This window comes from Ochrobactrum sp. 19YEA23 (assembly GCF_029909865.1).
In the GTDB taxonomy this organism is placed as follows: Bacteria; Pseudomonadota; Alphaproteobacteria; order Rhizobiales; family Rhizobiaceae; genus Brucella; species Brucella gambitense.
In genome coordinates, this window is sequence record NZ_JASAMQ010000002.1 from 429,070 (window position 1) to 448,038 (window position 18,969).

Below are 18,969 nucleotides of genomic sequence, written 5' to 3' on the forward strand. Positions count from 1 at the left end.
ATCTGCTCTAGAGACAGTTCAAAAGACGGTGCGATACGTTTTTAACGACAGTGTAATGATGCAGCCCTTCGGCTCCGCCTTCGCGACCAAGTCCGCTATCCTTGACGCCGCCGAACGGGGTTTCGGCAACGGAAGCTTCGAGCGTATTGATCGAGACGTTTCCAGCCTCCAGACCCGACATCAGACGATCCACATTTTCCGCTGAGTTCGCGAAACCATATGCCGCCAGACCGAACGGAAGCGCATTCGCCTTTTCAATGGCCGCATCCAGAGACGCAACCGGATTGATCAGCGCCAGCGGGCCAAATGGCTCCTCCGACATTACACGGGCATCATCCGGCAACTCAGCCAGAGCCGTTGGGGGGAAGAAATAGCCGTTATTCTTCAGGCGCCGACCACCGAACAGCAGTTTTGCGCCCTTGGCCTCGGCATCGCTGACCAACTCTTCCAGCGCCGTGACGCGACGGTCATTGGCGACAGGGCCCATCTGGACCCCTTCATCCATGCCATTACCGACGCGGATTGATTGCGCCGTCTCGATGAAGGCGGCGGTGAAGCGCTCATAATGGCTGTCATGAACAAAAAAGCGTGTCGGCGAGGTGCATACCTGACCGGAGTTGCGGTATTTACGGCGCGCCGAAGCGATACCCGCAACGACCGGATCGGCATCCTCGCAAACGATGACGGGGGCGTGGCCGCCGAGTTCCATCAGAGCCGGTTTCATGTGGCGCGCAGCAATCTCGGTCAGATGTTTGCCGACGGCAGTTGATCCGGTGAATGCAATCGCCCGGATTTCGCGGCGCGGGATGAGGAATTGTGAAATATCCGCTGGAACACCGAAGACCAGATTCAGCACACCGGCCGGCAGGCCCGCATCTCCGAATGCGCGTGCAATATGCGTCACAGCCGTCGGTGTTTCCTCAGAAGCTTTCAGGATGATGGAGCAACCGGCAGCCAAAGCCCCGGCAATCTTGCGCGCTGGCTGGCTCATCGGGAAATTCCAGGGCGCAAACGCTGCTACCGGACCGATTGGCTCATGTACGACGATATAACGAATACCGGGCGCGCTCGGAATGACACGGCCATAGAAGCGAATGCACTCGCCGGCATCCCATTCGAAGAATTCGCAGCCTCGAATAACCTCAAGCCGGGCTTCGGTGATCGGTTTCCCGTTCTCCAGCGTGATCGCACGTGCGATTTCTTCCTGCCGCTCGCGCATGAGCGCCGACGCCTTCATGATGATCGCAGCCCGGGCCGCAGGCGCAGTATTGCGCCAGACCTGATATCCGTTCCACGCCGCCTGAAGTGCCGCCTCCAGATCCTCGCGCTCCGCGACCGCAACCTGCCCGATTTCGGTCTCATCCGCAGGATTGATAATGGGAAGCGTATTGGCAGTCTTGCGCCATTCACCGCCTATGAAAAGCTGCACGTCGGATTTTTGCATCAGAAAGCCTCTGCAATCTAGAAATTCGGGCCACGCCCAGATCATCGTTACGGTCAGAATGCGATGTTTTAATTCATGCGACAATTCATCTTAAAACCATATATCCATGAATATTATCGCATGAGTAACATATGCACTGGCAAGTTGTGCCTGCGCGAAACCGTCAGCCGCGCATTGCCACGCGGCTGCACAATTTCCTTTTGGAAGTCGATTAGAGCGCGTTTCGATCTGCTCGAATCAGATCGGCGCTCTAGCTGCTTGTTTCAACGCGCATCTCGTTCCGAAAACCGTTTCACACTTTTCGGGATGCGCTTTAACCGATGTTGCGAATACCGGCGAGCAGAGCCTGCGACATCACGGTTTCGGGCGAGCACCAGTCAATCAGAATATTGTAATGGTTTCGGTTTGCGACCTCGATGGCTTTCGCTTCTCCGCCTGCCGCAGCCCAGCCGTCGGCAAAGGCTCGCGACTGGCGCTTGAAGCCGTCCGCTTCATGCTCTGCCCATGCCACCGTAATCGGACAACCCCGCTCCGGAATGTGCCGCATCGGGCTGAGCTGATCGACATCGGCGGAGCCGAGTTTCAGCCATTCCTGCGGGAAAGTTACCGCCAGTGGCGCAAGCTCGAAAAGCCCGCTGACCGGCATGGCAAACTTAACAATATCCTTCGGCAAACCGAATTCTTCATGCCAGCCGTCTGCAAGAAGTGCACCGGCAAGATGGCCACCGGCGGAACTCCCCCCGACCGATATCCGGTCCGGGTCAAGGCCGTACTCCCGACCATGATGCCAGATGAATGCCAGGGCGGCGCGCACCTCTCGCGTAATTTCCGCGAGCGATACTTCCGGCGCCAGACGATAGTCGACAGCGACAGTCGCAATACCTTCCACTGCGAGCATTCCCGCCATCATGGCGGAATCTTCCTTTGACAGAGCCCGCCAGTAACCGCCGTGAATGAACACGAAAACCGGACTTAGCCCGCTTCGGGAAGATGGGCCAAAAATATCGATCCGTTGTCCGCTTGCTTCGTCATAGATCACGTCGAAATGTCGGCCCCAATCGGCTCGCGGTGCCACACTTGCCTCGCGATAGCACACCATTTCGGCGGCAAAAGCTTCCGGCGAAACGGTAGCCTTGGCATTGTAATCGCGGTCAAGTCGGGCAGGATCGAAGCCCGCTTCTTCAGCCAGCTTTATCATGCGTTGAACACGCTGATGACGTTCGCCACATTCGCAGGCTGCTCAAGCGTCGGGAAATGGGTCGTACCGGGCAGCTTCTTAGGCTGGAACCACGGATTGCGGGCCGCAAAATCCACCTGTGCCTGCGTGTATTCCGGCTCAAATGGCTGCGAATAGATATGGGTGATCAGACGGTTTTCGGCCATGGCCGCCATGCGCTGCATGGGGCTGCCCCATTTGCGATAGGCTCTGCCGATTTCCCGTCCCGAGCGCGCCCACATTTCGTAGGAATAGCCCGCCATCTCGTTATTCACGTGATTGACGATATCGGCGTTCTTCGTATCGCCGATCCAGTAATCGAAGAAACCGGCACGGCCATCCTCCCAGACCTGCCGGTCCTGAATACCATCGATCAATTCGAAGAAGTTTTCGTTCGGCAGGTTCATGATCCAGTCGATAACGACCGATTTCGGTATACGGCTTGTCCCAAGCCGATCCGTGACTTCGATATTGGCCCAACCGCCATGAGAGGTCGAAACGGGAAGGAAGGTTTCAAGCCCTAGCGCGTCAACGAAAGCGACAAGATCGTCGGCTTGCTGGTTGATGTCGAAATCGCCGTCATGCTCGCGATGGTCGCCGTGACCGCGCCAATCGAAGCGGATGACGCGATGATCTTTCGCCAGTTCCGGCATGAGTGTCTTGAACAGGCGGTGATCCTGGCACCATCCAGATAGTAGCACAATGGCCGGGCCGCTTCCGGATTCATCCCAGGAAAATACATTGTTGCCAATTTTCATCGAGTTCATGGAAATCTCCATCATCCGGCGTTTCAGGCTGCGCCTGTTGGAATATGCAAAGCGGTCTTCATGCGTTCCGCACCAAGCGGAGCACATTTTCCGGTAATTTTCAGCACTTGCGAGCGCACATCGTCGGGCCAGTAATTCATGTCGCCCAGTCGCTCCGCAGTATCCTGCGTGTGTTCGGTCAGCGGGCGTTCACGCGCCTCCCAGGCTGCCAGCGCTTCGCTCACATCCGCATGTTCGTCCAGCGCAACCGCCAGTCCGAGCGCATTCATCAGAGCGCAACCACCGCCTTGTCCGAGATAAGGTGGCATCGCATGGGCACCATCGCCGAGGATTGCCACCCGGCTCTTGCTCCATGATTTCAGCTTCAGGACTTCGAATGCGTCCCACCGCCCCGCATCACCGAAACGAGCGATCAAAGATGCAAGATGCGGGAAACTTTCGGTCCAGAGCGCGGTATCAACCGGTGTGCGATAGGCCGCCTCGTCTTCAACGGATGCACAGAGCGCTATATAGAGATCAGTCTCGCTGGCGGGCGTATAAAGAATACGGCGCGAGCCGGAGAAATGCTCGATATAGCGTGGCAGATCTTCAACGGGAGCGTCTGCGCTGTCACGCTTTATCATCATGCGCACGGCACCGTAGCCAAGCGGCTTTCGGTACATCATGAGATCAAGCGAATCCCTGACCTTGGAATTGATGCCATCCGCCCCGATGACCAGATCGGCAGCAAGACGCTTGCCATCGGCCAGCAGCAACTCACCCTCGGGCGTTGCGCCGACAGCTTCCGTGCCGGTGACGACCTCAACGCCCGCGCGACGCGCAGCATTGAGCAATGCCGTCAGCAATGTTTCACGCAGGATTGTTATGAGGCGCGCTGGTCCGTTGCCGTTGATTGGAATCTCTTCCATCGTTTCATTGCGGTGATCGCGCGTATGGAACTCCGGTCCTTCATGAGCGCCGATCACGGCCTCATCATAAGCGCCGAGGGCCTTGAGTACATGCAGGCCATTGCTCCAGATATAAATCCCGGCGCCGAAAGTGCGCAGATTGGACGAGCGCTCATGCACCCTTACGCTCCATCCGCGTTGGGCGAGCGCTGTAGCAGAAGCCAGCCCCGCAATACCTGCGCCAGCGATCTCCGCGTGACGTTTCGTCATTCCAATTCTCCTCAACCCATTTCGGAAAGAGATTTCCAAGTCCTGCCGACAAAGGAAAGTGAATTCTGACCGCGACAGATATGAGGAAATAGAATATCTGTGGGCAGACATATCCTTGAGGAGGCGATATGGCATTGCTCACCAATCATCTGACGATCCGGTATATTCGCATCATCGATGCGATCGAGGAGGAGCGCAGCATCGCGCGCGCTGCCGACCGGTTGAACGTTACCCAATCCGCAGTCACCAAGGCGTTGCAGGAAATCGAAGCCCTGACCGGATTGCGGCTTTTCACACGCACTAACAGGGGCGTTGTCCCGACCCATGCGGGCATGCAACTGACCACGGATGCAAGACGTCTCCTTGCCCATCTGATGGTGGCCGAGCAAAATCTTGCCGATCTGCGTGACGGGACAGGCGGACGGCTGGCCATCGGAACCTTGCTTTCGGCGTCTGCCGATTTGCTTCGCAGGGCCATCGCCAAAATCCGGCGTGACAATCGCCGCATCGTGGTCAAGGTCGTGACGGGAACGGATGATGTCCTGATGCCAGCATTGCGGGCGGGGGAGCTCGACATGGTGATAGGCCGCCTTTCCGAGCGGCACGAACCGGTCAATCTCGTACAAGAGGTCCTGATTCCGGATAATGCCGTTGTCGTGGTGCGCCGCGACCATCCATTGACGCTGCGCCCCGCACTTCGCCTTCATGATCTGATTGAATGGGACTGGATCTTGCCGCCCAAGGAAACCAATCTCCGCCTTCAGATTGACCGCACATTCCGCGAGGAAGGCGTTCCGCCGCCTGCACAATCCGTTGAATCCGTCTCGCCGCTCATCAACAAGGGACTGCTTTTGCAGGCAGACTATATTTGCGTTATGCCCGCGCAGGTGGCGCGGATTGAAGAAGCGTCGGGACAGCTTGCCATCCTGCCGGTTCAGCTTGGCGCAACCTCCGGCTTTCTGGGGATCACCATGCTTCCTGAGAGCAACCGGTCGGCCACGGCAGACCTGTTCATTCAGGTACTTCGGGAAATTGTCCAGGCGGGTTAAGACAGGCTCTCCCATCCTCAACACACCCTTCTGATATTCCTGAGCCTCATAGCAGTGCGAAGAGTGTTCAGTTTACGGACTTCAAGTTTCAGCATGAAATGACCAGCAAGACCTCCTGTCCGAAACAGCGTTTTCAAGCGCGGGACAGAGAAAAGGTCGTGAAGGGCAATCAAGAGAGGAACTTTCATGCTCAAGCTTTCACTGCTTGGTGCTTCGGCACTCTGTCTATCTCTGACCGGGACTGTCGCGGCCTTCGCCAAGGAACCTGTCACCATCGGCATGATCACCACCTTGTCCGGCCCTGCCGGTTATCTCGGGCAGGACATCCGGGACGGTTTCCAGCTCGCAATCGATCAGAATGGCGGCGAACTGGGCGGCAAGCCGGTTGCGCTCAAGGTCGAGGATGACGGCCTCAAGCCGGGCAATGCCAAGCAGATTGCCGAAGCCATGCTGTCCGAACAGGGCGTCAAGCTCTTTACCGGCATGGTCTTCGCCAATGTCGCCGGTGCGGCTCTGCCTGATATTCTCGACGAAGGCGGCATCTATATCAGCCCCAACACCGCCTCTGCCGAATTTGCAGGCAAGGAATGCCACCCGAACTATTTCGTCAGCTCCTGGCAGGATGACAGCCAGGGAGAAAGCGCTGGCGCGCTGGCGCAATCAATGGATTATCCTTCGGCATTCCTGATCGCGCCAAACTATCAGGCCGGGCGCGAGACGATGGATGCGTTCAAACGCTTCTACAAGGGCAAGATCGTCGGCGAAGTCTATACCCAGTTGGACCAGACCGATTTTGCCGCTGAAATCGCACAGATCCGTGCCGCAAAGCCAGCGATGGTCTATGAATTCGAACCGGGCGGCATGGGCATTGCGTTTCTGCAGCAATATCAGCAGTCAGGTCTGCTGAAAGAAATCCCGATGGTCGTTCATCCTGCATCGCTCGATCAGGTGATCGTGAATGTTGTAGGAAAGGCAGCCGATGGCGTGCGGGTGACAAGCCACTGGAACGACGATTTCGAAAATGCGGAAAACAAAAAATTCGTTGCCGCCTGGAAAGCGAAATTCGGAGATCGCCCGATCACCTATTATGCCGCACAAGGCTATGATGCTGCGCTGATGATGGGGGCCGGACTTGCTGGCGTCTCGGGTGACGACATCGATGCCAAGACATTCCGCAAGGCATTGCTTTCCGCACAAATTCCTTCAGTGCGCGGAGAATTCAAACTCGGGCCGAACCAGCATCCCGTTCAGGATTGGTATGCGCTCGGCGTGGCCGAAGGTGCCAACGGCAAGCCCTATCTGAAGACCGAGAAGAAAGTCCTGACCGCGCATGGCGATATCTATGCCGCACAATGCAAGATGGATGCGGAATAAAGCTTCCAAATAGAAGAAGAAGCCCCGCTACTGCGGGGCTTTTCGTTAAGCGAGTGTATCAGATAACCGTCGTGGCGACACGGTTCTCAATCGCGCGCACAAGGTTAAGCGCGGTCATTTCGGACGATTTAGGATTGGTCGCCAGCGGGCCGTTTTCAAAGCGCAGATGCATCCAACCGAAATCACCTTCGGCAATGATCTCATGCGTGTTGAGGCGCGCTGCCGGGTCCGCAACCAATGTGACGCGGGTACGATCAAGACCAATCCCCGCGAGTGACGTAATCACCGCAACATTGGCATTTTGCGGAAAGGCATCCGCAGCTTTGCGGGCCGTATCCGTGAAGAAGACCGTGGCCTCACTGATTTCGTCAAGCCGCACCAGTTGGGCGGCCTGCGTGCCTGCCCATGCTTTTGCGGGCTTGATGATGCGATGCTCGACATTTTCAATCGAAAGCCGGCTTGCAGCCGAAAGCGCGTCGATGCCGCCGAGCGCACCGGGTGGAATAATAAGCTTCGCGCCGCTGGCCGCAGCCGCATCCTTCAGCCTTTGAAACAGGGCATCGTCAACGAAAGCCGATGTTGATGAAACGGCAAAATCCATTCCAGCGGAAAGCGCCGCCTCGCCCCACGGCAAGACACTGGGGCGACCTGCCGCCTCCACCACGAGACTTGCGCCGGTGGCAGCAAGCTCGGCAGGATTTTCGATGAGCACGGCACCGGCAGGCAGTCCGTCACGGGATGCCGCCCGGTCACGCACCGCCACCGCGCCGATCCTTACGGCACTTTTTCGCTCAGCGAGAAGTTCTGCGACCCGCTTGCCGATAGCGCCCCATCCAACGAGGACGATTGTCTCAGATACCGACATAAGCATGCACCTGCTCACGGTCGCGTTCGAGATCGGCACTCGTTCCACGCCAGACCGTTCGGCCTTTCTCGACAATATAATGCCGATCCGCCAACTTCTTCAAAACCGCTATATTCTTGTCGATCAGAAGGATCGACTGGCCCATTTCGCGCAATTGCATGATGCAGTGCCAGATTTCCGTGCGAATGACCGGAGCAAGCCCTTCCGTCGCTTCATCGAGGATCAGAAGATGTGGGTTGGTCATCAATGCGCGACCGATGGCCAGCATCTGCTGTTCGCCACCTGAAAGCGTGCCCGCCGTCTGATCCGCCCGCTCCTGCATACGCGGGAAAAGCGCATATATCTTGCCGAGATCCCACGGTGACTGCCGCTTGCAGCGGTTCGATGCGGTTGCGACCAGATTTTCACGCACGGTTAATGTCGGGAAAATCTGCCGTCCCTCCGGCACAAGACCGACGCCAAGGCGTGCCACTTTTTCCGGGCTATAGCTGGTCGTGTCGCGCCCTGCGATCTGGACCTGCCCCCCTTTGGGGGCGAGGAGACCCATCAATGTGCGTATGGTGGTGGTCTTGCCCATGCCATTGCGGCCCATGAGCGTGACCAGTTCTCCCTCATTCACTTCCAGCGAGACGTCGAACAATACCTGAGAATGGCCATAGGCGGCCTGAAGTCCTTCGATTTTCAGCACAGTTCCTCCTCCCCGCCGAGATAGGCTTCCCGCACAGCTTCGCTCGCCCTTATGTCTTCCACCGTACCTGTGAGGATGACATGGCCATAGACCAGCACCGATATGCGGTCAGCAAGCGCAAACACCGCCTCCATATCGTGCTCGACAAGCAGCATCGAAACCTTGCCGCGCAGCCCCTGCAAAAGCTCAATCATTTCCTGGCTTTCGACATGGCCGAGACCAGCCATCGGTTCATCGAGGAGTAGAAGCTTCGGCTTTCCGGCCAGCGCCATCAGCAGTTCCAGCTGCTTGCGCCCACCACTCGACAGATCGCCTGCAAGCTTCTCCGGGTGATTGGCTAGACGGCTTCCGGCAAGGATTGCATCAACTTCACGCCAGATGGCGCTGCGGCCTTTCAGACTGTCGAGAATCCGGAAATTGTGCCCCTCGCGCGCCTGCACCGCCATCGCGATGTTCTGGCGCACGCTCATATCGTTCAAAAGCGTCGATATCTGGAATGTGCGTCCCAATCCGCGTCCGACACGTGTGGCGGCAGGCAGTTTGGTAATATCCTCTCCCATCAGGCTGATCGTCCCCGATGTGGGCGTCAGCTCACCGCAAAGCTGGTTGATGAGTGTGGACTTGCCCGCTCCGTTCGGGCCTATCAGGGCATGAATATGCCCTTCTGTAACGTCAAGTGTCACATGATCCGTCGCGACCAGACCAGCAAAGCGCTTCACCAGATCGCGGACCTGCAATATCGCAGTCATGCGGGCACCTCCACCTTGCGGTCTTTGCGAAACGGACGGCAAAGCGCGCGCCAGCCGCCGACAATGCCGCCCTTGGTTCCCAAAACAACGACGAGCAGAATGATACCCATGGCAAGCTGCCAATGTTCCGTCCAGGAGGCGAGATAGGTCTGCAGGATCAGGAAGGCGGCTGCTCCCCAGATCGGCCCGAAGAACGTGCCGACCCCACCCAGAATGACCATCACCATCAACTCACCCGATTTGGTCCAGTGCAGCGTATCCGGGCTTGCAAAACGCATGAAGATGGTGAGAAGCGCCCCAGCCAGACCAGCGCCCATTCCGGCAAGGACAAAGCCGTAAAGCTTGTAGCGATAGGTTTCGATCCCCATGGCTGTCATGCGCCGCTCGCTCTGGCGAATGCCGGAAAGCACCGCGCCATAGGACGAATGCACAACCCGCCAGAGGAAACCGAAATACAGGATCATCGAAACAAGGATGACATAATACATCGTCGTCTTGTCACGCAGGCTGAGCCCGAAAAGATCATTTGCCCGCCGCACGATGATACCATCTTCGCCGCCATAGGTTTTGAGCGAAACGAAGAGGAAGAACAACATCTGGGCAAAGGCGAGCGTAATCATGATGAACTGCACGCCGGAAGTACGCAGCGCCAGCGCACCGATGACCAGCGCGGCAAGACCCGCCACCAGCATCGCCGCCGGAACGGTAATCAGAAACTGGTCGGAGCCCGGAATGAAGCCAAAAAGCATAGTCTCCTCGGCGTGGTGAAAATAAAGGATACCCACGACATAGGAGCCAATGCCGAAGAAGGCGGCATGACCGAAGGAAACCATCCCGCCATAGCCGAGGATGAGATTAAGGCTGGCCGCGGCGATGGCATAGATCATGATCCGGGCAACAAGGCTGGATGCAGCCGTCTGCCCCAGCGCTTCAGCGCCGAAGGGAAAAAGTGCAAGCACCACGCAGCCGAGAAGAACGAACAAAAAGCGATATGACATGATTCAGGCTCCCACCGGAAAGAGGCCTCTCGGGCGGAACAGAAGAACAATGGCCATCAGCAGATAAATGCCCATGGAGGCAATCCCGACACCCAGAGCGTCAGCCTCAGCCCCGGCCATGAATTGACGCAGAATGGAAGGCAGAAATGCGCGCAGGCAGGTATCGATGATGCCGAGCGAAATGCCGGCAATGAAGGCTCCTTTGATCGAGCCGACCCCGCCGATAACCACGACCACGAAGGTGGCAAGCAGAATCTGCTCGCCCATACCGACCTGAACGGCAAGGATCGGCCCCGTCATGAAACCTGCAAGGCCTGCGAAGGCCGCGCCGAGCGCAAACACCAGCGTATAGAGCAGGCGGATATCCACGCCGAGCGCGCGCACCATATCGCGGTTGGTCGACCCTGCACGGACCAGCATGCCGATGCGGGTGCGGTTGATGAGCAGATAAAGACCGCCAGCGACCAGCAGGCCAGCCACAATGATGAGCAGCCGGAATGGCGGATAGCTGAGACCTGAAAAAAGCTCGATCGGCTGGGACAGGGATGCGGGCAGCTGCGTGAAAATCGGCTGGCGGCCAAAGATCAGCACGGTCAGCTCATTGAAGATCAGAATGAGCGAGAAAGTCGCCAGCACCTGATCCAGATGATCGCGCTGATAGAGCTTTCGCATCATGCCAAGCTCGATCACGATACCGGCAATCGTCGCAGCCAGAATGGCTGCGGGCAGGCCCAACCAGAAATTTGCGGTCTGCACCGCCACCCAGGTGCCGATGAACGCACCGATCATGTAGAGCGAACCATGAGCGAGGTTGATGACGCCCATGATCCCGAAGATCAGCGTCAGCCCTGCCGCCAGGAGGAACAACATGACGCCGTAGAGAAGGCCATTCAAAAGCTGCTCGAAGATGAGTGTCATTGGAGAAAACGACCTTCATGAGAAATGAAAAGAAGCGTGGCGCGCGCTTTCGCGCGCGCCGGACGGTGGCTGTCAGAGTTTGCACTCTGCAGAATAGGAATCACCGTAATTTTCGATCAGCTTCTTCTTGATCCTGGTAGTCGGATTGCCATCCTCGCCCTTGACGACATCAAGGAGATACCAGTCCTGCAACGGATGCTGGTTCGGACCGAAGGCAAAATTGCCGCGTACCGACTGGAAGTCAGCCTTCCGCAGCGCTTCCCGCACCGCATCCATATCGTCAACGCCGCCGGTCTGCTTCAAGGCAGAAGCAATCAGACGAGCCACGTCGTAGCCTTGCGTGCCGTAATAGGTCAGAGGCCGGTCAGGATAAGCGGCCTTCCACTTTGCCACGAGTTCCTTGCTCGCCGCATTGTCCATATCCGGGCTCCAGTGGCTGGTGGCCATGATTCCGACCGAAGCGTCACCCAGTGATTTGAGGATCACAGCATCGCTGGACGGCTCGGAAAGAACCATCGGAATCTTGCCGAGAAGACCGGCTTGCTGGTACTGGCGCATGAACGCAATGCCCATGCCGCCCGGATGAAACTGGAACACCACATCGGGGTTTGCGGCGCGAATCTGCGCCATCTCAGCCGAATAGTCGGTCTGGTCGAGCTGGGTATAGATTTCGCCGACAACTTCGCCCTTGAACCGGCGCTTGAAGCCTGCCAGCGCATCCTTGCCCGCCTGATAGTTCGGCGCAAGAATGAAGGCGCGCTTGAAGCCTTCCTGTTCCGCAGCAATGCCCGATGCCTCATGGAGCGAGTCATTTTGCCATGAAACCACGAAGTAATTCGCATCGCAGCCCTTGCCCGCCATGTTCGACGGCGCTGCATTGGCGCTGATATAAATACCGTCATTATCGATGATATCCGGCACCGTCGCGCCGGCTACATTCGAGAAGATGATGCCGGTAAAAAGCTTGACGCCGTCTTCTGACATGAACCGCTCAGCGATCTGACGCCCATTGCCAGGCTTGGCGGCGTCGTCCTCGACCTTTAGTTCAACCGGCACACCGCCGAGTTTGCCGCCTTCGGCATCGATGGCGAGCTTCATGCCATCGCGCACGTCCTGACCGAGATAACCTCCCGGACCTGACAAGGTCGTAATCACGCCAATCTTGACCGGTTCGGCAGCGGCAGCACCAGTCGTCAGCCCCGCCAGCAGGCCGATCATCAGGAGTTTGTTTTTCATTTCATTTCCCCGTGTCTTTTTATGGATGGGCGCCCGGCAGTTTCACCGGGCATGCCTCATCAGAGCGCAACCCAACCTTCCGGCGGGTTCTTGCCGGGGTGGACGGTGTTGCAATGTGGGCAGGTCCGCAGTTTCTCGTCATTGTAGAAAGCAGCATAGAGCGGCGGCAGATCGTCGACGATGGATTCCAGATCCACTTCGGCGCGATGGACGAGGCCGCTGCATTCGAAGCAGTACCATTCGACGGCATCGAGTGCGCCTTCAGGACGGGCCGGTTCGATCACGAGACCGATGGAGCCTTCCTGCGGGCGCTGCGGCGAATGACGGATATGCGCTGGCAGAAGGAAGATATCGCCCTCGCGGATCGGCACATCGTAAAATTCGCCCGTCGACGTGTCATGCAGCTTCAGCAGCATGTCGCCCTTGAGCTGGTAGAAGAACTCTTCGACCGGATCGTCGTGGTAATCGGTGCGCTTGTTCGGGCCACCGACGACCGTGACCATCAGGTCCGCATCCTTGAACACCAGCTGATTGCCGACGGGCGGCTTCAGCAGGTGCTTGTGTTCATCGATCCATTTTTGAAAATTAAAGGCGCTGAGTTTTGTCATTCTTGTTCCCCTTTTCGGTTCGATCAGGACAGTTTGAGACCGCAGCCGTCAAGCGCCTCCCGGATTGCGCGTTTTTCGGCATCGGTCAGCTCAAGCATCGGCGCACGAACAGGTCCACCAACCTGGCCGAGCAGCTCCTGCCAGTATTTTTGATGCGAAGTGGGCTTTTCAGCTGGTCGCGTCGACTTGAAGGCATGGCGGACAGGCTCAAGGCTCTGCCAGACGACCCGCGCCTCGGCCTCTTTGCCCGCAAAGGCCAGATCGGTATAATCGCGCATGCGGCGATCAAACTTGGTCTGCAGCGTATAGGGCGGCGAAGAGCAGAGATAAAGCTGCCAGCCCAGTTCGAGAATATTGTCCAGCCATTCGTCTTCCGACGCGGTCGAGACGAGAATGCGGTCGCCTGCAAGTTCCGTGAGCTTGCGATACATGTCGCGCGGGACCGAATATTTGATCGCGACGACCGTTTCGATGTCGGCCAGACGATTGCAAAGCTCCGGGCTCATGAGATAGCCGCTGTCGGGATGCGACCAGAGTGCAAGGCCGATATCCACCTTCGAGGCAATCGTTTCATAGTAGCGCAGCAGCGTTTCGTCCTGCGCACGCAGGAAATGCAGAACAGGTGCATGGACGACGATATAGTCCGCGCCGCAGGCCTGCGCATGCCTGGCCAGATCGATAACCACGTCCATGTTCTGGTCCGAGCAGGACATGATCGTCTGTGCCTTGTCGGCTACTGCCGAGACAGCCAGATCGAACATGCGCTTGCGCTCGTCAACCGACATCGAGAAGAATTCGCCCTGCTTTCCCGCGACGAAAAGTCCGTCAATGCCCAGATCGTTGATCCAGTGGTCGACATTCTTGCGAAAGCCGCCTTCATCGATCGATCCGTCCTGATTGAAGGGCGTGTTTGCCGCAGCCCAGATACCGCGCATCGTAGCGCGCGAATGGGCCTTGGCGTTCTGACGGTCATACTTCATCGGAATCCTCGCTTCGGGGGCGGGTCACTCAAAACCCGCGTCTTCCTGATCGAGCCTGACTTTCTTTCATTCGGGAAGTCTTGTAAGTAGAATATATTCATAAACAAAAACTCATAAGTGAGCCGATGCGCCCCACTCTCCGCCAGATCGAATGTTTTCAGGCCGTGGTTGAACTGGGAAATTTTTCCCGCGCAGCCGAGCGGGTCAGGACGACCCAGGCCAATCTTTCCCATACAATCCGCGATCTCGAGACGGTGCTGGATGCGCGGCTGTTCGACCGGACGACACGGCGCGTCAGCCTGACCGATGCAGGACGTGCCTTTGCCGAAGGCGCGCTTGCCGGCCTTGCCGAAATTGATCGCGCCGCCGAAGTGGTGCGCGATCTGGGGAAGCTGCGGCGCGGTCAGGTCAGCATCGCCGCCCCGCCATTGCTGTGCACCACCGTGCTTCCGCATCTGGTTCGCCGCGTGGCCGATGAACATCCCAACCTCGTCATCAAGATTGAGGATGTCGGGCCTGAAATCGTCATAGAACAGGTTCGCAACGGGCGCTGCGATCTGGGCGTCGGCACCTTTTCCGGCGAAGACTCGGACGTTGAAAGCCAGACGGCGCTGCGCGATCAGCTGATGATTTTCGTGTCGCCTCATCATGATTTCGCAGGATATGAGCAGGTCGGCTGGGCTGAACTCGACAATCAGCCGATCATCACGCTCACACAGAAGAGCAATATTCGGCTTTTAACCGAAATCGGCTTCGAACAGGCAAAACTGGCACTTCGACCGCACATGGAAGTCAACCAGATCCATACAGTGCTGTCGCTGGTCGAGGTCAATGCCGGTATCTCTGTTCTACCCGCCTACGCTTTCACCGCTCTGCGCGGCCGAGGCATCGTGGCCCGCCCGCTGACGGACCCGGCCATTGTGCGCGAGGTTCGCCTCATTACGCCCCGTGACCGCGAACAATCTGCGGCTACTGTCGCCGTGCGCTCGATCCTGCGGAACCTGCTTCGCCAGATGATCCCCGAAATTCCCGGAACCGGCAGTGCTAGCTAGGTGTTTGGTCCCAGCATGTGATGGTGTAGTTTGCCGATAAAAGCCTCTGGCTTTGATTTCCAAAGTTCCTGAATGGCTTCATAGGGTGTCTTGAACTTCAAGGCTTTGAGTTGTTTGGCAAAGTTGTACACAGTCAGCCAATCACGCACATGCCGGCGCATTTCGTTGATTGAGCTGCAGTGAAAGGATTTGACGGTCGCTTTCTCGATCGTCCGCACCATCCGCTCGGCCTGCCCATTGGTCCTCGGATGATATTGTTTTGTCAGCCGGTGCTCAATGTCGTTTTCAAGAGCGCCCCGCCCAAAGATGTGTGGGAAAGTGAGGCCTGTCCTTTGCTCCCGTTGGACAAATTGCACGCCATTATCCGTCAGGATGATGGCGTCGCCTTAACGGAAATGTGCGGAATTGCACGATACGCACGGTGCATGACCGAAGAACAGCAGCTTCACTATCGCCGCCACCGTTTTCCAGCCGAAATCATCGCGCATGCAGTCTGGCTCTACTATCGATTTCCGCTCAGTTTTCGCGACGTTGAAGACCTACTTGCCGAGCGCGGCATTGAGGTCCCGTTTCAGACCGTCTCGGAATGGGTTGGAAAGTTCGGTCTTAAATTTGCCAATCAACTGCGCCGCCGCTCGCGAGGCCACTTTGCCGACAAATGGCAGCTTAATGAGATGGTGGTCTCCATCAAGGGTAAGAAATATTGGCTCTGGCGGGCTGTCGATGCCAATGGCTACGTCCTTGATGCGCTGCTACAAAGCCGAAGAAACAAGCGTGCAGCTCTACGGCTGATGAGAAAGCTGTTGAAAGTCCAGGGGACAGCCCCGCGCGTCATGATCACTGACAAATTGCGTTCCTACGCTGCAGCCCGGGCGGAACTGATGCCGGGTGTCGAGCATCGTTCGCACAGGGGGCTGAATAATCGGGCGGAGAATTCGCGCCTTCCCGTGCGAAGGCGAGAGCGGCGTATGATGCGCTTTAAGTCGGCGCGACAATGCCAGCGTTTCGTTTCAATCCACGGCCAGATCGCCAATCTCTTTCTTCTCCATCGCAAACATCTCACTGCCGCCGATCACCGTAAACTCCGTTCCCAAGCCGCAGCGATATGGCGCGATATCGCATTGTACGGCAGCGCCTGAAAATTCCGCCTAAACGCAAGCAATATTTCGAAGATCCGTTAAGGCGACGCCACCGTCAGCGGATAATATCCGTTCAAGGCGACCGATTGAGCAAGTGCTCTATATTTAGTTTACGGTTGTAGATCATAAAGGGTATTATAGTAATAATTCGACAATATCCAGGATTCTGATGAATTGTTCATAGATAAATTACCAAGTGACGACATATATATTAAAATAGATTTCGATTGAATATATCGAATTCTTATGAATATATATATGACTTGAGATATTTAACCAAAATTACTTTACAGTATTCCCTTCGGATTGGAGTAGGATTTCAATAGGGCGTCTTTTAACGCCTCTCGTGTTGCTGAAACAGTTATCTCTATATGTTTGTGCAGAATATTGATGCCGTTATCAATATCGCGCTCCATTGCGGCTGCAACAATATTCGAGTGAGCCGAGATCAATTTCATGTCATGTGTGGCGTGTTCGATTTGAATTCGTCGAATGAAACGGATTCTAGCATTGATTGATTCTAACGTATTCACGATTTCGGGGTTGCCTGACAATTCAGCGATGAGTAGATGAAAACCTTCGTCAATTGATAAAATTGCATCTGGCGGTAAGTCTTGATATCCCTCGACCTGTGAATCCCAGTAAGTTTTTAATCGCAAAAGCTGTGTATCGTCGGCGCGTTGACACATAAGCTTGAAGGCTGCGCACTCAACAATGGAACGCAATTCGTAGAGGCCTAGCAAACCTTCAATATTCAAACTGCGGACAAAAAAACCACGATTTGGGACTGTGGATACGAAGCCTTCGGATGCAAGGCGATTTAGGGCCTCACGAATGGGAGTTCGCGAAACGCCAAGATGTCGCGACAATTGCACCTCGTTCAGGCGTTCTTCCGGTTTGAGGATGAACTCTACGAGCATCTGGCGAATGGCTTGATAGGCCTTCTCACTGCTATCGGCCGACCTGCGAGTTTCGGTACTTGCTGAAAGTTCCAGTGTATCGGCCATATTCGGTATTTCTTTCATAAAATTTCAAGCCTATAGCTCTTATATCAGTGTCGACAGTTCATAATACACTGTGGACGTTTACTGCAAGACACGGCAAAAGTCACGGTGTTCATTAAGGCGATCAAATGATTTTCGGTATATTAGGTGTCGGACATCTCGCGACCGGTATTGTGGCCGGGCTGTTGCGAAGTGGGTTCAAAGCAGAAAATATACTTCTATCTCCGCGTGGAAAAGCGCAAGAGCTATCGGCGTTGTACAGTATAGAACTTGCCTCCGACAATAAGGATGTCGTTGATCGGGCAGATGTCGTACTCGTTGCTGTTCGTCCAGCCGATGCGCCGGAATCGGTAAATGGCCTTCCGTGGCGCGAAGGCCAGGTGATCATCAGTGTATGCGCCGGGGTTACGATAGATCGCTTGCAGGTGGCGCCTACGCGTGTCGTCCGCGCGATGCCGCTGACCGCAGCAGAAATCAACGCAAGTCCGACGGTGTGTTTTCCTGCTCTGCCGGAAGCGACTGCAATTCTGAAACATCTGGGACCGGTAATCCCGCTGGAAAGCGAAGCGGATTTCGAGATCGCGACAGTCAACGCGGCGGTTTATGGCTGGGTTCAGGACCTCGTTCGTCAGACCGCGGAATGGTGTTCGGAAAAAGGCCTAGATGATCGCAGTGCACGGCAACTGATTGCCAATACATTTGTTGCTGCCGGTCGTATAATTGCGGAAAAACCTGAGCCGATGTCACAGTTGCTTTCCGATCTTGTAACTCCGGGCGGTATCACGGAGCTGGGTATGAAAATCCTGTCCGAAGGCGGGCATCAGGCGATCTGGCGTGAGGCATCAGAGGCTGTCCTGACGAGACTGGTCGGCAAATGAACCTGTACTGAATTGCATGGGTACGGTTAGAACATTTCCAGCAAAATCGCTTCGCACTTTTGCTGGAAATGCTTGAGGTACCCATGCACTCGCTATCAGGAGTGAGGGGCAGTGGGGTAAATGGAGCCGCCTGCCGCCTGTTCGGTTGGCGTGACCAGCATCTTTCCGATATCGACATGTGCCGGAAGCCGAAGTGCATCGACAAGCACGGTGGCAATATCTTCGGGGCGGAGCGGTCTTTGACAGGTGTACATCTGATCGCGCAGTCTTTCCTTGTCACCGCCGAAGGCCTGGACGTAAAACTCCGTTTCAACCCGGCCCGGCGCAATTTCCGTCAACCTGACACCTGTGCCCGCAAGGTCGTAGCGCAGAATATCGCCGGCCTGTGAGAGCCCCGCTTTTGCTGCGCCGTAGGCGGTGGTGCCGGTGAACACAGCACTGGCGGCTGTACTCGTGAGATTGAAGATATGGCCGCATTTGCGCTGGATCATCTGCGGCAACAAGAGGCGGATTAACAGCAACGGTGCAATCAGGTTCAGCTCAACTGTTTCAACAGTTTCTTCAGCACTTTGTTCATGCAGGGGGCGGACGGTTGCCAGTCCGCCTGCGTTGTTTACCAGTATATCGATCTGCGTTTCGCCGAGCGCTGCGGCAATGGTTGCGTGGTCGCGCACATCAGCGACGACGGGCTTGAAACATTCGCCAAATTCGCTGGCCTGCTTGTCGAGAGCTGATAGATTGCGCGCCAATCCGTAGACAGTCAGCCCCTCCTCAATCAGCTTAGCAGTGATTGCAGCGCCAATACCTTTTGAGGCGCCAGTAACGAGAGCAGTTCTATAATGCATGG

19 protein-coding genes and 1 pseudogene are annotated in these 18,969 nt (G+C 56.3%); 5 read left to right on the forward strand and 15 right to left on the reverse strand.

The features are described 5' to 3' along the window. Positions 1-7 precede the first annotated feature (7 nt). The 4 genes from QBD01_RS08575 to QBD01_RS08590 all read right to left on the reverse strand — a co-directional run bounded on the left by QBD01_RS08575 (position 8) and on the right by QBD01_RS08590 (position 4,584). Entirely contained in the window at positions 8-1,444 is a 1,437-nt protein-coding gene (locus QBD01_RS08575) for an NAD-dependent succinate-semialdehyde dehydrogenase (RefSeq protein WP_280992444.1), read from the reverse strand. Between the two features lie 313 nt (positions 1,445-1,757). Continuing rightward, the gene (locus QBD01_RS08580; RefSeq protein WP_280992445.1) at positions 1,758-2,642 is read right to left on the reverse strand and encodes an alpha/beta hydrolase; all 885 of its coding nucleotides are present in this window, start codon (positions 2,640-2,642) and stop codon (positions 1,758-1,760) included. Beyond that, a complete protein-coding gene (locus tag QBD01_RS08585; RefSeq protein ID WP_280992446.1) occupies positions 2,639-3,427 on the reverse strand; it encodes an alpha/beta hydrolase in 789 nt (262 codons plus the stop codon). The genes QBD01_RS08580 and QBD01_RS08585 overlap by 4 nt, the downstream gene beginning before the upstream one ends. A 23-nt stretch (positions 3,428-3,450) precedes the next feature. Next, on the reverse strand, positions 3,451-4,584 hold the full coding sequence (locus tag QBD01_RS08590; RefSeq protein ID WP_280992447.1) for an NAD(P)/FAD-dependent oxidoreductase: 1,134 nt from the start codon (positions 4,582-4,584) through the stop codon (positions 3,451-3,453). A gap of 128 nt (positions 4,585-4,712) precedes the next feature. On the opposite strand from QBD01_RS08590, the gene QBD01_RS08595 reads away from it, so the two are divergent. Together QBD01_RS08595 and QBD01_RS08600 are read left to right on the forward strand one after the other, a co-directional pair. After that, positions 4,713-5,633 (forward strand): LysR substrate-binding domain-containing protein, encoded by a 921-nt coding sequence (locus QBD01_RS08595; protein ID WP_280992448.1) that lies wholly within the window; start codon positions 4,713-4,715, stop codon positions 5,631-5,633. A gap of 186 nt (positions 5,634-5,819) precedes the next feature. Next, a complete protein-coding gene (locus tag QBD01_RS08600; protein WP_280992449.1) occupies positions 5,820-7,007 on the forward strand; it encodes an ABC transporter substrate-binding protein in 1,188 nt (395 codons plus the stop codon). Positions 7,008-7,065: 58 nt separating this feature from the next. Here QBD01_RS08600 and QBD01_RS08605 read toward each other — a convergent pair whose 3' ends face one another. The 8 genes from QBD01_RS08605 to QBD01_RS08640 all read right to left on the reverse strand — a co-directional run bounded on the left by QBD01_RS08605 (position 7,066) and on the right by QBD01_RS08640 (position 14,049). Next, positions 7,066-7,872, reverse strand: a complete 807-nt coding sequence (locus tag QBD01_RS08605) for an aspartate dehydrogenase (RefSeq protein ID WP_280992450.1) — start codon at positions 7,870-7,872, stop codon at positions 7,066-7,068. Further along, positions 7,859-8,560 (reverse strand): ABC transporter ATP-binding protein, encoded by a 702-nt coding sequence (locus QBD01_RS08610; RefSeq protein ID WP_151557434.1) that lies wholly within the window; start codon positions 8,558-8,560, stop codon positions 7,859-7,861. The genes QBD01_RS08605 and QBD01_RS08610 overlap by 14 nt, the downstream gene beginning before the upstream one ends. Then, on the reverse strand, positions 8,554-9,309 hold the full coding sequence (locus tag QBD01_RS08615) for an ABC transporter ATP-binding protein (protein ID WP_280992451.1): 756 nt from the start codon (positions 9,307-9,309) through the stop codon (positions 8,554-8,556). The genes QBD01_RS08610 and QBD01_RS08615 overlap by 7 nt, the downstream gene beginning before the upstream one ends. After that, on the reverse strand, positions 9,306-10,307 hold the full coding sequence (locus QBD01_RS08620) for a branched-chain amino acid ABC transporter permease (RefSeq protein ID WP_151644358.1): 1,002 nt from the start codon (positions 10,305-10,307) through the stop codon (positions 9,306-9,308). Before QBD01_RS08620 ends, QBD01_RS08615 begins: the two co-directional genes overlap by 4 nt. 3 nt (positions 10,308-10,310) lie before the next feature. Then, complete coding sequence (locus QBD01_RS08625; protein ID WP_280992452.1) at positions 10,311-11,225, reverse strand: branched-chain amino acid ABC transporter permease; 915 nt, start codon at positions 11,223-11,225, stop codon at positions 10,311-10,313. Positions 11,226-11,297: 72 nt separating this feature from the next. Further along, positions 11,298-12,461: an ABC transporter substrate-binding protein gene (locus tag QBD01_RS08630; protein ID WP_104755347.1), complete on the reverse strand. Its 1,164-nt coding sequence runs from the start codon at positions 12,459-12,461 to the stop codon at positions 11,298-11,300. Positions 12,462-12,520: 59 nt separating this feature from the next. Continuing rightward, positions 12,521-13,069: a 3-hydroxyanthranilate 3,4-dioxygenase gene (locus tag QBD01_RS08635; protein WP_185919357.1), complete on the reverse strand. Its 549-nt coding sequence runs from the start codon at positions 13,067-13,069 to the stop codon at positions 12,521-12,523. Between the two features lie 23 nt (positions 13,070-13,092). Beyond that, positions 13,093-14,049: a dihydrodipicolinate synthase family protein gene (locus QBD01_RS08640; protein WP_280992453.1), complete on the reverse strand. Its 957-nt coding sequence runs from the start codon at positions 14,047-14,049 to the stop codon at positions 13,093-13,095. A 125-nt stretch (positions 14,050-14,174) separates the two neighbouring features. Here QBD01_RS08640 and QBD01_RS08645 point away from each other — a divergent pair, with 125 nt between their 5' ends. Beyond that, positions 14,175-15,101 (forward strand): LysR family transcriptional regulator, encoded by a 927-nt coding sequence (locus QBD01_RS08645; RefSeq protein WP_280992454.1) that lies wholly within the window; start codon positions 14,175-14,177, stop codon positions 15,099-15,101. On the opposite strand, the pseudogene QBD01_RS08650 reads toward QBD01_RS08645, so the two are convergent. Further along, a pseudogene (locus QBD01_RS08650) lies at positions 15,098-15,475 on the reverse strand (integrase core domain-containing protein); the annotation flags it as partial. The gene QBD01_RS08645 and the pseudogene QBD01_RS08650 sit on opposite strands and share 4 nt — an antisense overlap. A 51-nt stretch (positions 15,476-15,526) precedes the next feature. Between QBD01_RS08650 and QBD01_RS08655 the strand changes: the two are divergent. Continuing rightward, the gene (locus QBD01_RS08655) at positions 15,527-16,240 is read left to right on the forward strand and encodes an IS6 family transposase (protein ID WP_280992455.1); all 714 of its coding nucleotides are present in this window, start codon (positions 15,527-15,529) and stop codon (positions 16,238-16,240) included. 287 nt (positions 16,241-16,527) lie between these two features. Here QBD01_RS08655 and QBD01_RS08660 read toward each other — a convergent pair whose 3' ends face one another. Next, the gene (locus tag QBD01_RS08660) at positions 16,528-17,247 is read right to left on the reverse strand and encodes a GntR family transcriptional regulator (protein ID WP_280992456.1); all 720 of its coding nucleotides are present in this window, start codon (positions 17,245-17,247) and stop codon (positions 16,528-16,530) included. 125 nt (positions 17,248-17,372) lie between these two features. Between QBD01_RS08660 and QBD01_RS08665 the strand changes: the two genes are divergently transcribed. Next, positions 17,373-18,122 carry an NAD(P)-binding domain-containing protein gene (locus QBD01_RS08665; RefSeq protein WP_280992457.1) on the forward strand — a complete coding sequence of 250 codons (750 nt, stop codon included), beginning with the start codon at positions 17,373-17,375 and terminating at the stop codon, positions 18,120-18,122. 95 nt (positions 18,123-18,217) lie between these two features. On the opposite strand, the gene QBD01_RS08670 is transcribed toward QBD01_RS08665, so the two are convergent. Continuing rightward, a complete protein-coding gene (locus tag QBD01_RS08670) occupies positions 18,218-18,967 on the reverse strand; it encodes an SDR family oxidoreductase (protein ID WP_280992458.1) in 750 nt (249 codons plus the stop codon). Positions 18,968-18,969: the final 2 nt, after the last annotated feature.

Excerpts from the sequence above, each read along its gene's own strand:
- QBD01_RS08575 (WP_280992444.1), bottom strand. The coding sequence starts at position 1,444 with ATGCAAAAATCCGACGTGCAGCTTTTCATAGGCGGTGAATGGCGCAAG.
- QBD01_RS08580 (WP_280992445.1), bottom strand. The coding sequence starts at position 2,642 with ATGATAAAGCTGGCTGAAGAAGCGGGCTTCGATCCTGCCCGACTTGAC.
- QBD01_RS08585 (WP_280992446.1), bottom strand. The coding sequence starts at position 3,427 with ATGAACTCGATGAAAATTGGCAACAATGTATTTTCCTGGGATGAATCC.
- QBD01_RS08590 (WP_280992447.1), bottom strand. The coding sequence starts at position 4,584 with ATGACGAAACGTCACGCGGAGATCGCTGGCGCAGGTATTGCGGGGCTG.
- QBD01_RS08595 (WP_280992448.1), top strand. The coding sequence starts at position 4,713 with ATGGCATTGCTCACCAATCATCTGACGATCCGGTATATTCGCATCATC.
- QBD01_RS08600 (WP_280992449.1), top strand. The coding sequence starts at position 5,820 with ATGCTCAAGCTTTCACTGCTTGGTGCTTCGGCACTCTGTCTATCTCTG.
- QBD01_RS08605 (WP_280992450.1), bottom strand. The coding sequence starts at position 7,872 with ATGTCGGTATCTGAGACAATCGTCCTCGTTGGATGGGGCGCTATCGGC.
- QBD01_RS08615 (WP_280992451.1), bottom strand. The coding sequence starts at position 9,309 with ATGACTGCGATATTGCAGGTCCGCGATCTGGTGAAGCGCTTTGCTGGT.
- QBD01_RS08620 (WP_151644358.1), bottom strand. The coding sequence starts at position 10,307 with ATGTCATATCGCTTTTTGTTCGTTCTTCTCGGCTGCGTGGTGCTTGCA.
- QBD01_RS08625 (WP_280992452.1), bottom strand. The coding sequence starts at position 11,225 with ATGACACTCATCTTCGAGCAGCTTTTGAATGGCCTTCTCTACGGCGTC.
- QBD01_RS08630 (WP_104755347.1), bottom strand. The coding sequence starts at position 12,461 with ATGAAAAACAAACTCCTGATGATCGGCCTGCTGGCGGGGCTGACGACT.
- QBD01_RS08635 (WP_185919357.1), bottom strand. The coding sequence starts at position 13,069 with ATGACAAAACTCAGCGCCTTTAATTTTCAAAAATGGATCGATGAACAC.
- QBD01_RS08640 (WP_280992453.1), bottom strand. The coding sequence starts at position 14,049 with ATGAAGTATGACCGTCAGAACGCCAAGGCCCATTCGCGCGCTACGATG.
- QBD01_RS08645 (WP_280992454.1), top strand. The coding sequence starts at position 14,175 with ATGCGCCCCACTCTCCGCCAGATCGAATGTTTTCAGGCCGTGGTTGAA.
- QBD01_RS08655 (WP_280992455.1), top strand. The coding sequence starts at position 15,527 with ATGACCGAAGAACAGCAGCTTCACTATCGCCGCCACCGTTTTCCAGCC.
- QBD01_RS08660 (WP_280992456.1), bottom strand. The coding sequence starts at position 17,247 with ATGGCCGATACACTGGAACTTTCAGCAAGTACCGAAACTCGCAGGTCG.
- QBD01_RS08665 (WP_280992457.1), top strand. The coding sequence starts at position 17,373 with ATGATTTTCGGTATATTAGGTGTCGGACATCTCGCGACCGGTATTGTG.
- QBD01_RS08670 (WP_280992458.1), bottom strand. The coding sequence starts at position 18,967 with ATGCATTATAGAACTGCTCTCGTTACTGGCGCCTCAAAAGGTATTGGC.